The following is a 16,855-nucleotide window of genomic DNA, read 5'->3' on the forward strand; positions in this document are numbered from 1 at the left end:
TGCCTGGCATGGTGTCCGTAATATATGCTGATTACAATATAATTTTTTACGTAGCAACCGTCTGTATTCCCCTTTCCTCTGAAGGTTAAAATTCCAATCAATATTATTGCGGGTTGAATAATATAATTAGTGTAGTACCGAGCATATTTTTTAGAAATATTTCTTAATTTGTAAGGTAAAATAGCTTTTCCATAAGCGGCTCAACATTTTCTCAATAAATCATTGTAAAACCTGACATTTCTTTACTTTCATTTACATAATAAAGTTTTTATATAAAACTTTGAGATTATCCGATTTCAAAACGGAATAATTATGTTAAATATATAATTAACTAATTGATATATAAAACCTTTTGTAGTTATAGTTAAAAGCTACATAAATTGTATATTTTTTGTTTTTTTGCTTATTATTTGTTTGCTCTGATTGGTTAATTATTAGATAATATGCATGAATATTTTTGTTGTATTTATAGGGTTATGCAACACTTTTGAGTACACATCTATTTTTTTATTTTTAAGGTAACTATATGAATCATATTTATAAGGTTGTTTGGAGTAAAACCACTAATTCTCTTGTTGTGGTATCTGAATTAGCAAGCAGTCAAGGAAAAGCCGCATCTGTGGTTTCAAAGGGGTATAAGCTTTCTTCCGTTTTCAAAAAATCATTTCAATTAACCGCACTTTCGGCTTTGTTAATAAGTGTGATGCCTGCAGCTCAGGCTGCAATAGCTGTTGGCGCTTCAACGGTTACTAACTGGAATGGTGCAGTTTCAGTATCTCTTAATGGTGCAAGTGCTACAGGCGCAAGTGTACCATATAACTATCATACACCGAATAACGAGAATTATCCGGATCAGGGAAATAACTCGAATAGTTCTAATATTTATTCCGGAACTTTAAGTGCTGCACAAAGCATCGCTATTGGTATAAATGCAACTTCACAAAGCGGTTCCATCGCATTAGGCGATAATTCAAGAGCAACAGGCGGTTTATCTCTCGCTTTAGGTGCTTTTTCTCAAACAAACCAGGCAGGTGCAATCGCATTAGGCACATCGGCATTAGCCTCAGGGTTTAATTCATTTGCAACCATGCGCCAAGCGGCGGCAACGGCGGATTTTGCTATTGCAATGGGTACTGCGGCAAATGCCAATGCTACTAATAGTATTGCAATGGGCTCCTCCGCTTTGGCTTTAGGTAATCAGTCTATTGCGATTGGTAGTGCTGCAATGGAGAAAAAAGTTGGTAGCGCTGGCGGCGAAAGTTATAGAACCGATTATGTTGGTACAACTAACACCAAAGCTCAGGGTGACAGAACTATTGCTTTCGGGGTCAACACTTCTACTACCTCAAATGATTCAATTGCAATTGGTTCTAATTCAAAAACAAACTCTGGTACGGGGGCAATTGCTATCGGTTGGTGTTCATCCACAAGTTATCAAGATTCTGTTGCAATCGGTTCAAATGCAACGGCAAATGGCGGTTACAGTTTAGCTTTAGGTTATAATGCAACTTCAACCAACCTTACTTCTATTAGTATTGGTTGGAATGCTGCCGCTTCAAATACTGGGGGTGGTCATTCACAAGGTGCTGTTGCTATCGGTCCTAAAACTACTGCCCTGGGTAATCAATCTGTTGTATTGGGTGCTTCAGCTTCTGCTGTAGAGCAAGCAACAGCTATTGGTAATGACTCTAAAGCTAATGGCTTTGGTTCCATTGTTATTGGTGGTGATGATACCGGTTATAGTCGCAATCCTAATTCGGATCCTTATACCCCGACAGCATTAGGTGGAGAACGTATTGGATATTTAGCTAATACGGCAACTGGCGATAATTCAAACTACCGTAGTTCTCTTTCTTCTGGAATAGGTTCCGTAGTTGTTGGTGTACATGGTCAAGCATTGAGTAACGGTTCCACCGCAATCGGTGTATATTCAACTGCCGGTGATAATGGAATCACTTTTACTAATGATACAACTAGTACCACTGCAATTGAAGCGACTGCAATCGGTGCGCTATCTCGTGCAAAAAGCATCAGATCTTCAGCTATTGGTTATAGTGCCGAAGCATTAGGTAACTATTCAACTGTTGTAGGTGCTAATTCCACTGCTAATGGTACGAGTTCACTCGCTTTGGGTCATAATTCCACCGCATATTCTACTTATTCTTTAGCTGCCGGCTATAACGCTTCAGCCAATCTTAGCAATTCAACTGCAATTGGTTCTTCATCTAATGCTAGCGGTTTAAACGCCATTGCTTTAGGTACAGGGGCGCAAGCTTTAAATACAAACACTATTTCTATTGGTACCGGCAATATCGTTTCAGGTGAAAATTCGGGAGCGATTGGTGATCCTAATAATATCACGGGATCAAATTCTTATGCGCTCGGTAATAATAACGTAATTTATGCAAATAATAGTTTTGCTGTAGGTAATTCAATTTATATTTCTGATACGGCACAAAATACCTTAGCCTTTGGTACAAACATTTCCGTACCAACCTCTACTAAGACAAATAATACTTTAATCGGTACATCGGCAAAAATTCAAGGTGGTGAAAGCAGTATTGCTTTCGGTACAAATGCTACGGTAAGTAATAGTGTGCAAAGCAGTGCTATTGCTATTGGTAACCAAAGTAAGGTAGAGGCCGCAGTTGGCGGTATCGCTATTGGTAACGGTTCCACTATTAGTTCTTCTGCAAATAATGGCTCTATTGCACTTGGTCAAAAAACAAATGTAACCGGTGTTAGTTCGATTGCTTTAGGTAACAATGCTAGTGTGACGGGTACTCAGCAAGGGTCTGTTGCTATCGGTAATAATACAAATGTGACAAATACAGGGCAAGGCACGGTAGCGGTAGGTTCAGATACTAATGTAACGGTTGGTAATGCGGTTGCAATCGGTGATCATGTCAATGTGAAAGGGCAACGCTCCATCGCTATCGGTTCGTCAAGTAATGTTGCGGAAGGTGTGGTTAATGCGACAACTATCGGTACCGGAAGTAACGTAACACAAAATGACGGTACGGCCGTAGGTTATAACGCAATAGTATCTAACTACAATGGTCTTGCATTAGGCGCTAATGCAACATCTACTGCTCAAAGAGCGGTAGCATTAGGGGCTGATAGTGTTGCCGGCAGAGAAGGTTGGGATCAGGCTGCATATGATCCTTACATTCCGGCAAATGCTAATACTTCCCAAAGTGCGGCGATTACAGCAACAAAAGCAACTAATAATTATGGTGCGGTAAGTGTGGGTTCAGACACAGTTAAGCGCCAAATCATTAATGTAGCGGCAGGTTCTGCTGATTCCGATGCGGTAAACGTTGCGCAATTAAAAGCGGCAATTGGTTCTGTAAATACTTCTTGGAATATTCAAGAAAACGGTACGCAAAAAGACATTGTTAATGCTGGTGATAACGTAAGTTTTGCTAATGGTACAGGTACCACCGCAAATGTAAGCGTAGATTCAACCGGTAAAACTTCAACTGTCAAATATTCTGTTAATAAGTCTGGCTTAAGTGTTGCTACGGACGGTACTGTTACAGCAGCAGCAAACGGTGATAATTTTGCAACAGCAGAACAGGTTGCCAAAGCGATCAATGATTCTGAAAAAACGACAACAGTGGAGAAAGGTTCGGATAAAGTGTCTGTAACAGGTACTACAACGGGAACTAAAACCAATTATGTTGTTGATTTAAGTAATGCGGCTAAATCGTCACTCGATAAAGCGGACAGCGCGCTTCAAAGCTGGACAGCGCAAGTAAACGGTGCTAATGCGAAAGTGGTTAACCAAACCAATAATACGGTTAACTTTGTAAACGGTACCAATACAATTGTCAAAGCGGATGCAAACGGCAATATCAGTGTCTCTACGGCGGATAATGTCACCTTTAATACGGTGAACGCAAGTAGCTTTAATGCAGGTAATATCAGTATCGGTACAAACGGTATCAATGCGGGTAATACAACCATTACTAATGTTGCAAATGGTATAAATGCAAGTGATGCAGTGAATGTAAGTCAGTTAAACGCTACCAATGCGAATGTGACCAACAACACGCAAAATATCACGAAAAATGCGGCGGATATTCAAAGCACTAAGGACGGCTTAAATGCCACCAATGCCACGGTAGCGGGTAATACGGCAAATATCACCAATAATACGAATGCGATTGCCAACAACACGGCGGCGATCAACAAAGGTATTAACTTCGGTAACGGCACGACAGATAATAATTTTGCCTTAGGGGATACTATTAATGTCACTTCGGATAGCAATATTGTTGTGAATACTGAAGACGATGGAGTGAAATTATCTTTAGCAGATAATGTCACTGTGGGTAATGTGACTGTGAACAATACCTTCAAAGCGGGCGATGTGACTATTAATAGCACGGGTATTGATGCGGGTAATCATGCCATTACCAATGTGGCAAATGGTACCCAAGACAGTGACGCGGTGAATTTAAGTCAGTTAAACGCTACCAATGCGAACGTGACCAACAACACGCAAAACATTACTAACAACACAGCGGCGATAGCCAATAATACGGCAAATATTAGCAATAATACCAATGCGATAGCCAACAATACGCAAAATATCACGAAAAATGCGGCGGATATTCAAAGCACTAAGGACGGCTTAAATGCCACCAATGCCACGGTAGCGGGTAATACGGCAAATATCACCAACAATACGAATGCGATTGCCAACAACACGGCGGCGATCAACAAAGGTATTAACTTCGGTAACGGTACGACAGATAATAATTTTGCTTTAGGCAGCACCATCAATGTGACTTCCGACAGTAATATCGAAGTAAGCACTGTTGCGGACGGCGTGAAACTAGCCTTAGCGAGCAGTATTGCGGTGGATAATGTAACGGTAAACGACACCTTCAAAGCAGGCGATGTGACTATTAATAGCACAGGTATTGACGCGGGTAATCATACCATTACCAATGTAGTCAAAGGCGTAAATGCTACCGATGCGGTGAACTTAAGTCAATTAAACGCCGGCAAATCGTCGGTAGAAGCGGGTGATAACGTAGCGGTGACATCAACCAGTGACGCGAACGGCACGGTTTACACAGTGAACGCGAATATCTCAACAGTGAGTAACGGTTCGGATAAGGTGACCGTTACCTCAAGCAGTACGGGTAACCACACAACCAACTACGCAGTGGACTTAAGTGAAGCGGCGAAAGCATCGTTAGAAAAAGCGGACAGTGCGTTACAAAGCTTAACTACTAGTGCGGATGGAACGAAGGCGCAAACCTTAGATAAAGATAATAGCAATGCTAACTTTATCTCGGGTAGCAACATCCGGTTAACGCCATCTGCGGACGGCATTACGATTGCAACAGCGGAAAACGTGACCTTCACAAATGTGAATACCACAAATTTCAAAGCGGGCGATGTGACTATTAATAGCACGGGTATTGATGCGGGTAACCATACCATTACCAATGTGGCCAATGGTACCCAAGACAGTGACGCGGTGAATTTAAGTCAGTTAAACGCTACCAATGCGAACGTGACCAACAACACGCAGAACATTACTAACAACACAGCGGCGATAGCCAATAATACGGCAAATATTAGCAATAATACCAATGCGATAGCCAACAATACGCAAAATATCACGAAAAATGCGGCGGATATTCAAAGCACTAAGGACGGCTTAAATGCCACCAATGCCACGGTAGCGGGTAATACGGCAAATATCACCAATAATACGAATGCGATTGCCAGCAACACGGCGACGATCAACAAAGGTATTAACTTCGGTAACGGCACGACAGCCAATAATTTTGCTTTAGGCAGCACCATCAATGTGACTTCCGACAGTAATATCGAAGTAAGCACTGTTGCGGACGGCGTGAAACTAGCCTTAGCGAGCAGTATTGCGGTGGATAATTTAACGGCAAATAACAGTGTTAAAGTCGGTAATGTGGCATTGACTCAAGCGGGTATCAATGCGGGTAACCATGCCATTACTAATGTGACGAATGGTACTAATGCGACGGATGCGGTGAACTTAAGTCAATTAAACGCCGGCAAATCGTCGGTAGAAGCGGGTGATAACGTAGCGGTGACATCAACCAGTGGCGCGAACGGTACGGTTTACACAGTGAACGCGAATACCTCAACGGTGAGTAACGGTTCGGATAAAATTACCGTCACTCAAACGGATGCGGGAAACCATACCAGCAACTACGCGGTGGATTTAAGCGAGGCAGCGAAAAGTTCACTGAATAAGGCGGACAGTGCCTTACAAAGCTGGACGGCGCAAGTAAACGGCGCAGACGCGAAAGTGGTTAACCAAACCAACAATACGGTCAATTTTGTCAACGGTACTAACACCATTGTAAAAGCGGATGCGAACGGCAATATCAGTGTCTCTACGGCAGATAATGTCACCTTTAATACAGTGAATGCCAGCACCTTCAATGCCGGTAATGTCAGTATCAGCAATAGCGGTATCAATGCGGGTAATACAACCATTACTAATGTTGCAAATGGTACAAATGCAAGTGACGCGGTGAATTTAAGTCAGTTAAATGCCACCAATGCGAACGTGACTAACAACACTAATAACATTGCCAATAACACGAAAAACATCACAAATGTAACGAACTTGGTCAATCAAGGTTTCAATATTGGTGCGGATAACGGTACGGACGACAACGTTAAATTAGGCGAAAAAGTTGACTTTAACGGCGACGGCAATATTGTAACAACCGTAACGAATAACGCGATTGCGTTTGCGTTAAGTAACACGTTGAACTTAACGGACGCGGGTTCGGTAACTATGGGTGATACGGTCGTGAATGGTAGCGGTATGATTATCAATAACGGCTCAACCAACAATCAAACCGTAAGCTTAACGAAAGACGGCTTAAATAATGGTGGTAACACCATTACTAACGTGGCAAACGGTAGCAATGCGACGGATGCGGTGAACTTAAGTCAATTAAACGCCGGCAAATCGTCGGTAGAAGCGGGTGATAACGTAGCGGTGACATCAACCAGTGACGCGAACGGCACGGTTTACACAGTGAACGCGAATACCTCAACGGTGAGTAACGGTTCGGATAAAATTACCGTCACTCAAACGGATGCGGGAAACCATACCAGCAACTACGCGGTGGACTTAAGCGACGCGACGAAAGCGTCATTAGACAAAGCGGACAACGCATTACAAAGCTGGACGGCGCAAGTAAACGGTGCAGACGCGAAAGTAGTTAACCAAACCAACAATACGGTCAATTTTGTCAACGGTACTAACACCATTGTAAAAGCGGACGCAAACGGCAATATCAGTGTCTCTACGGCGGATAATGTGACCTTTAATACGGTGAACGCAAGTAGCTTTAATGCAGGTAATATCAGTATCGGTACAAACGGTATCAATGCGGGTAATACAACAATTACTAATGTTGCAAATGGTACAAATGCAAGTGACGCGGTGAATGTAAGTCAGTTAAACGCCACCAATGCGAACGTGACTAACAACACGCAAAATATCACGAAAAATGCGGCGGATATTCAAAGCACTAAGGACGGCTTAAATGCCACCAATGCCACGGTAGCGGGTAATACGGCAAATATCACCAACAATACGAATGCGATTGCCAACAACACGGCGGAGATCAACAAAGGTATTAACTTCGGTAACGGTACGACAGATAATAATTTTGCCTTAGGGGATACTATTAATGTCACTTCGGATAGCAATATTGTTGTGAATACTGAAGACGATGGAGTGAAATTATCTTTAGCAGATAATGTCACTGTGGGTAATGTGACTGTGAACAATACCTTCAAAGCGGGCGATGTGACTATTAATAGCACGGGTATTGATGCGGGTAATCATGCCATTACCAATGTGGCCAATGGTACCCAAGACAGTGACGCGGTGAATTTAAGTCAGTTAAACGCTACCAATGCGAACGTGACCAACAACACGCAGAACATTACTAACAACACAGCGGCGATAGCCAATAATACGGCAAATATTAGCAATAATACCAATGCGATAGCCAACAATACGCAAAATATCACGAAAAATGCGGCGGATATTCAAAGCACTAAGGACGGCTTAAATGCCACCAATGCCACGGTAGCGGGTAATACGGCAAATATCACCAATAATACGAATGCGATTGCCAACAACACGGCGGCGATCAACAAAGGTATTAACTTCGGTAACGGCACGACAGCCAATAATTTTGCTTTAGGCAGCACGATTAATGTGACTTCCGACAGTAATATCGAAGTAAGCACTGTTGCGGACGGTGTGAAACTAGCCTTAGCGAGCAGTATCGCGGTGAATAATGTAACGGTAAACGACACCTTCAAAGCAGGCGATGTGACTATTAATAGCACAGGTATTGACGCGGGTAATCATACCATTACCAATGTAGTCAAAGGCGTAAATGCTACCGATGCGGTGAACTTAAGTCAATTAAACGCCGGCAAATCGTCGGTAGAAGCGGGTGATAACGTAGCGGTGACATCAACCAGTGACGCGAACGGCACGGTTTACACAGTGAACGCGAATATCTCAACAGTGAGTAACGGTTCGGATAAGGTGACCGTTACCTCAAGCAGTACGGGTAACCACACAACCAACTACGCAGTGGACTTAAGTGAAGCGGCGAAAGCATCGTTAGAAAAAGCGGACAGTGCGTTACAAAGCTTAACTACTAGTGCGGATGGAACGAAGGCGCAAACCTTAGATAAAGATAATAGCAATGCTAACTTTATCTCGGGTAGCAACATCCGGTTAACGCCATCTGCGGACGGCATTACGATTGCAACAGCGGAAAACGTGACCTTCACAAATGTGAATACCACAAATTTCAAAGCGGGCGATGTGACTATCAATAGCACAGGTATTGATGCGGGTAACCACACCATTACCAATGTGGCAGCGGGTACTAATAAAACCGATGCGGTGAACTTAGGTCAATTAGAGCAATTTATTGGAGATAACTCTTACAACTGGAACCTATCGGATGGTACGAACAACAGTGCGGTAGCGGATAACAGCACGGTAGCGATTGAAGGTTCAGCGAACGGAGATAGCGCGAATACAAGCGGTATCGTAACAATGTTAGACGGTACCAATGTGTCAGTGGATTTAAGCGATAAAGCGAAAGAGTCATTAGACAAAGCGGACAGCGCCTTACAAAGCTGGACGGCGCAAGTAAACGGCACAGATGCGAAAGTGGTTAACCAAACCAATAATACTGTTAACTTTGTCAACGGTACCAACACAATTGTCAAGGCGGACGCAAACGGCAATATCAGTGTCTCTACGGCGGATAATGTAACGTTCAACACGGTGAACGCGACCACCTTTAATGCCGGTAATGTCAGTATCAGCAATAACGGTATCAATGCGGGTAATACAACCATTACTAATGTTGCAAATGGTACAAATGCAAGTGATGCGGTGAATGTAAGTCAGTTAAACGCCACCAATGCGAATGTGACGAATAACACGAAAAACATCACAAATGTAACGAACTTGGTCAATCAAGGTTTCAATATTGGTGCGGATAACGGTGCGGACGACAACGTTAAATTAGGCGAAAAAGTTGACTTTAACGGCGACGGCAATATTGTGACAACCGTAACGAATAACGCGATTGCGTTTGCGTTAAGTAACACGTTGAACTTAACGGACGCGGGTTCGGTGACTATGGGTGATACGGTAGTGAACAGTACCGGTATGATCATCAATAATGGTTCAACCGACAATCAAACCGTAAGCTTAACGAAAGACGGCTTAAATAATGGCGGTAACACCATTACCGGCGTGGCAAACGGTAGCAATGCGACGGATGCGGTGAACTTAAGTCAGTTAAACGCCGGCAAATCGTCGGTAGAAGCGGGTGATAACGTAGCGGTGACATCAACCAGTGACGCGAACGGCACGGTTTACACAGTGAACGCGAATACCTCAACGGTGAGTAACGGTTCGGATAAAATTACCGTCACTCAAACGGATGCGGGTAACCATACCAGCAACTATGCGGTGGACTTAAGCGATGCGGCGAAAGCGTCATTAGACAAAGCGGACAACGCATTACAAAGCTGGACGGCGCAAGTAAACGGTGCAGACGCGAAAGTAGTTAACCAAACCAACAATACGGTCAATTTTGTCAACGGTACTAACACCATTGTAAAAGCGGATGCAAACGGCAATATCAGTGTCTCTACGGCAGATAATGTCACCTTTAATACAGTGAATGCCAGCACCTTCAATGCCGGTGACGTAAGTTTCAACACAAGCGGTATCAATGCGGGTAACCATACCATTACTAATGTAGCGAATGGTAGTAATGCTAGCGATGCAGTTAATGTAGCACAGTTAGAAGCCAATACTACCCGTTATTATTCCGTAAACTCGACTGTTGCAGGTAACAGAAATAATGATGGAGCAACAGGAATAAATGCAATGGCAGCAGGTGCTAATGCAGTGGCTTCCGGTGATAATGCGACGGCAATCGGTCAAGGTACGAAGGCAAACAGTGCGGCGGCGATTGCTATTGGTAACAATGCAAATGCGACATCAAGCCGAAATGACAGTGTTATCGCTATCGGTAATAACGCTCAATCAACCGGATCTTACAGTATTGCTGTAGGTACGAATTCAGTGGCTAACCATACCTGGTCAATGGCAATGGGTATTTCAGCCAAGGCTATTGATGATTATGCAACAGCCTTAGGCTCTAGCGCGCAAGCAACTTCACAGTGGACGACAGCCCTTGGTGCGGGAGCAAATGCAACAGGATCGGCTGCAACAGCGGTAGGTTCGAATACGACGGCTACGGCGGGTGGCGCAACAGTTGTCGGATATAACTCTAGCGTGACCGGTGCGAATACAACAGCATTAGGCAATAATATTAATGTGGATACGGAAGGTTCGGTTGTATTGGGTAATGGTTCTACTGCCGCAAGTGCTACTACAGAAACTACGGCGACAGTTAATAATCTGACATATTCCGGATTTGCTGGTGCGGATAATGTTGCTACAGGTGATTATGTAAGTGTTGGTTCGGTAGGTGAAGAGCGTCAAATCAAAAATGTGGCAGCGGGTAATGTTTCTGCAACTTCAACAGATGCCATCAACGGTAGCCAACTTTATGCTACTCAAAATGTAATTGGTAATGTAGCGAATTCCGTAGTGAATAACTTCGGTGGTAATGCAACTGTTGATCAAAACGGTAACATCACATTTACTGACATTGGCGGTACGGGTGCAAATACTATTCACGATGCAATCCAGAATGTTTCTAATGTAGCTAATATGGGTTGGAATGTACAAGCAAACGGTGACACGGCAACTAAAGTGGCTCCGGGCAATACCGTACAATTTATCAATGGTCAAAACATCGAAATTGACCGTGACGGTACAAATATTACGGTTGCAACCGCGGATAACGTAACCTTTACCAATGTTAATACTACTGCATTGACTGCGGGTCCGGTGACCATTAATAGCACGGGTATTGATGCGGGTAATCATACCATTACCAACGTAGCTGCGGGTACGAATGCCACCGATGCGGTAAACCTGGCTCAGTTAGAAAGCTATGTGGGTGATAATTCTTATAACTGGAATCTTTCTGACGGTACCAACAATAATGCGGTAGCGGATAACAGTACGGTAACGATTACAGGTTCGGCGAATGGGGACGGTGCAAATACCTCTGGTATTGTGACTGAACTTAACGGTACCAATGTATCTGTGGATTTAAGCAATAAAACCAAAGCCGATATTCAACAGGGTGTTGATGCCAATACTACGGTGAATACTAAAGGTATTACCTTTGCGGCGGACAGCGGTACGGCAACAGAGCGCAAACTGGGTGAAACCCTGGCTATTAACGGTGACGGGGATTTAATCAATACCACCGTGTCGGCAGGCAAAGTAGAAGTCGCGGCATCCGATAAATTGAAAGGCGCGGTGAACAATGCCACAACGGCGCTGCAAAGCTGGACGGCGCAAGTAAACGGCACAGATGCGAAAGTAGTTGATCAAACCAACAACACAGTAAACTTTGTTGACGGTAGCAATATCAACATTACTAACAATAACGGCACCATTAAAGTGGCGACGACGGATAACGTAACGTTCAACACGGTAAACGCTAGTACCTTCAATGCCGGTGGCGTCAGTATCAGCAATAGCGGTATCAATGCGGGTAATACAACAATTACCAATGTGGCCAACGGTACCCAAGACAGTGACGCGGTGAATTTAAGTCAGTTAAACGCAACCAATGCGAACGTGACTAACAACACTAATAACATTGCCAATAATACGGCAAATATCACCAACAATACGAATGCGATTGCCAGCAACACGGTGGCGATCAACAAAGGTATTAACTTCGGTAACGGTACGACAGCCAATAATTTTGCTTTAGGCAGCACCATTAATGTGACTTCCGACAGTAATATCGTGGTGAATACCACAAATGCCGGTGTACAACTTGGTTTGGCGGACAATATTGCGGTAGACAATGTAACGGTAAACAACACCTTCAAAGCCGGTGATGTAACCATCAATAATAACGGTATTGATGCGGGTAACCACGCCATTACTAATGTGACGAATGGTACTAATGCGACGGATGCGGTGAATGTAAGCCAATTAAACGCCAGCAAAACATCAATCGTAGAAGGTAACAACGTTAACGTAACCGCTAAGACTGACACAAATGGGACGGTTTACACAGTGAACGCGAATACCTCAACGGTGAGTAACGGTTCGGATAAAATTACTGTCACTCAAACGGATGCGGGTAACCATACCAGCAACTATGCGGTGGACTTAAGCGATGCGGCAAAAGCATCATTAGACAAAGCGGACAGTGCGTTACAAAGCTTAACCACTAGTGCGGATGGAGCGAAGGCGCAAACCTTAGATAAAGATAATAGCAATGCGAACTTTATCTCGGGTAGCAACATCCGGTTAACGCCATCTGCGGACGGCATTACGATTGCAACAGCGGAAAACGTGACCTTCACGAATGTGAATACCACGAATTTCAAAGCGGGCGATGTGACTATCAATAGCACAGGTATTGATGCGGGTAACCACACCATTACCAATGTAGCCAAAGGGGTAAATGCCACCGATGCGGTAAACCTGGCTCAGTTAGAAAGCTATGTCGGTGATAATTCCTATAACTGGAATCTTTCTGACGGTACTAACAATAATGCGGTAGCGGATAACAGCACCGTAACGATTACAGGTTCGGCGAATGGGGACAGTGCCAATACCAGCGGTATTGTGACTGAACTTAACGGTACCAATGTATCTGTGGATTTAAGCAATAAAACCAAAGCCGATATTCAACAGGGCGTTGATGCCAATACTACGGTGAATACTAAAGGTATTACCTTTGCGGCGGACAGCGGTACGGCAACAGAGCGCAAACTGGGTGAAACCCTGGCTATTAACGGTGACGGGGATTTAATCAATACCACCGTGTCGGCAGGCAAAGTAGAAGTCGCGGCATCCGATAAATTGAAAGACGCGGTGAACAATGCCACAACGGCGCTTCAAAGCTGGACGGCGCAAGTAAACGGCGCAGACGCGAAAGTAGTTAACCAAACCAACAATACGGTTAACTTTGTAAACGGTACTAACACCATTGTAAAAGCGGATGCAAACGGCAATATCAGTGTCTCTACGGCAGATAATGTCACCTTTAATACAGTGAATGCCAGCACCTTCAATGCCGGTGGCGTCAGTATCAGCAATAGCGGTATCAATGCGGGTAATACAACCATTACTAATGTTGCAAATGGTACAAATGCAAGTGACGCGGTGAATTTAAGTCAGTTAAATGCCACCAATGCGAACGTGACTAACAACACTAATAACATTGCCAATAACACGAAAAACATCACAAATGTAACGAACTTGGTCAATCAAGGTTTCAATATTGGTGCGGATAACGGTACGGACGACAACGTTAAATTAGGCGAAAAAGTTGACTTTAACGGCGACGGCAATATTGTAACAACCGTAACGAATAACGCGATTGCGTTTGCGTTAAGTAACACGTTGAACTTAACGGACGCGGGTTCGGTAACTATGGGTGATACGGTCGTGAATGGTAGCGGTATGATTATCAATAACGGCTCAACCAACAATCAAACCGTAAGCTTAACGAAAGACGGCTTAAATAATGGTGGTAACACCATTACTAACGTGGCAAACGGTAGCAATGCGACGGATGCGGTGAACTTAAGTCAATTAAACGCCGGCAAATCGTCGGTAGAAGCGGGTGATAACGTAGCGGTGACATCAACCAGTGACGCGAACGGCACGGTTTACACAGTGAACGCGAATACCTCAACGGTGAGTAACGGTTCGGATAAAATTACCGTCACTCAAACGGATGCGGGAAACCATACCAGCAACTACGCGGTGGACTTAAGCGACGCGACGAAAGCGTCATTAGACAAAGCGGACAACGCATTACAAAGCTGGACGGCGCAAGTAAACGGTGCAGACGCGAAAGTAGTTAACCAAACCAACAATACGGTCAATTTTGTCAACGGTACTAACACCATTGTAAAAGCGGATGCGAACGGCAATATCAGTGTCTCTACGGCGGATAATGTAACCTTTAATACAGTGAATGCCAGCACCTTCAATGCCGGTAATGTCAGTATCAGCAATAGCGGTATCAATGCGGGTGATACAACCATTACCAATGTGGCGGCGGGTAATGTTTCTGCAACTTCAACAGATGCCATCAACGGTAGCCAACTTTATGCTACTCAAAATGTAATTGGTAATGTAGCGAATTCCGTAGTGAATAACTTCGGTGGTAATGCAACTGTTGATCAAAACGGTAACATCACATTTACTGACATTGGCGGTACGGGTGCAAATACTATTCACGATGCAATCCAGAATGTTTCTAATGTAGCTAATATGGGTTGGAACGTACAAGCAAACGGTGACACAGCAACTAAAGTGGTTCCGGGAGGTACCGTACAATTTATCAATGGTCAAAACATCGAAATTAGCCGTAATGGTACAAATATTACGGTTGCAACCGCAGATAACGTAACCTTTAACAATGTTAATACCACTACATTGACTGCGGGTCCGGTGACTATTAATAATAGTGGCATTGATGCAGGCGCTACTCAAATTAAAAATGTGGCAGCGGGTACTGAGGATACAGATGCGGTTAACTATAAGCAATTAAAAGACGCGGTAAGTAATAGCAGCACAACTTGGAATCTTACCGATAATAATGACACGGCTAATTCTACAACTGTTGGTAATGACAGTACGGTAAGTTTTAATAACGGTACTAATACAGTTGCAGTTGTAAATGGTACTAATGTGTCTTACAGCTTAGCTGATAATATTGCTTTAACTAATAACGGTTCAGTAACGGTTGGTAACACAATGGTGGATAATACGGGTATTTCTGTTGGTGATAATGTTACTGTAACGAATACCGGCTTTGTGGCAGGCAATGTAACTGTAAAACAAGACGGTATTAACGCCGGTGGTAATAAGATTACCGGTGTAGCGGATGGTGATATTTCCGCTAACAGTACGGATGCCGTTAACGGCGGTCAGTTGTATAATGTTATTCAAAATGCAACAGCGGGTGTGAAAACCGAAGTGGAAGCAGGCAAGAATATTGTCGTGACCAACTCGACGGGAGCTAACGGTCAAACCGTTTATACCGTCGAAACGGCGAAAGAGGTTGATTTTGATAAAGTAACCGTCGGAAATGTAACCATTAATAAAGATACGAATAAAGTATCTGGTATTGCAAATGGCGATATTTCGGCAACTAGTTCCGATGCAATTAACGGCTCGCAACTTTATACCGCAAACCAAAATGTTGCTGACCATTTAGGCGGCGGTTCAAAAGTTGATGAAAACGGTAATGTTACGGCACCTACTTATACGGTAGTAACAAATCCGTCAACTAATGCGACAACGACGGCAAATAATGTTGGCGATGCGATTAACGGTTTAAATACGGCGATCAGCAAACCTCTTACATTTGCTGCGGACTCAGGTTCTAATTCCGAAATGAGATTGGGTTCAACCGTCAGCATTAAAGGCGGCGTATCCGATAGTACTAAATTGTCAGATAATAATATCGGCGTAGTATCTGACGGTAAGGGTAATTTAACCGTTAAATTGGCGAAAGATATTAGCGGATTAAATTCCGTTACTACCGGTGATACAACCATGAATTCTGAGGGTATTACTATTAAGAACGGCGCGGCGGGTAGCTCTGTGAGCTTAACTAAGAACGGTCTGAATAATGGTGGTAACCGTATCACTAATGTCGCACCGGGCGAAGTAAGTCAAGACAGTACCGATGCGGTGAACGGTAGCCAATTACACGCGACAAACCAACAGGTCGTACGTAATGCACAAGCGATCAACCAAGTAGCGAACCATGTTAATAAAGTGGATCGTAACTTACGTGCGGGTATTGCGGGTGCAATGGCGGCCGGCGGTTTATACCATGCAACCCTTCCGGGTAAATCCATGGTTGCTGCCGGTGTGGGTACATACCGTGGTGAAAGTGCGATTGCGGTAGGTTATTCACGCTTGTCCGATAACGGTAAACTCGGTGTGAAATTCTCCGTAAACGGCAATACTCGTGGTGATACGGGAGCTGCTGCAAGCGTGGGTTACCAATGGTAATAAAGAATTGACCGTATAAAAGTGCGGTCGGTTTTTGCCGAATTTTATAAATGAGAATCCTTGTCGGTGTACAGCCCGGCAAGGATTTTTTTATATTTGGAATAATTTATTTATAGATAACCAAAACTT

1 protein-coding gene is annotated in these 16,855 nt (G+C 43.7%); it reads left to right on the plus strand.

All coding sequences use genetic code 11. From position 1 onward, the window contains the following. Positions 1-526 precede the first annotated feature (526 nt). Complete coding sequence (locus tag MS_RS11085; RefSeq protein WP_011199927.1) at positions 527-16,726, plus strand: YadA-like family protein; 16,200 nt, start codon at positions 527-529, stop codon at positions 16,724-16,726. Positions 16,727-16,855 lie beyond the last annotated feature (129 nt).

The sequence above is a fragment of the [Mannheimia] succiniciproducens MBEL55E genome, from assembly GCF_000007745.1.
Taxonomy (GTDB): domain Bacteria; phylum Pseudomonadota; class Gammaproteobacteria; order Enterobacterales; family Pasteurellaceae; genus Basfia; species Basfia succiniciproducens.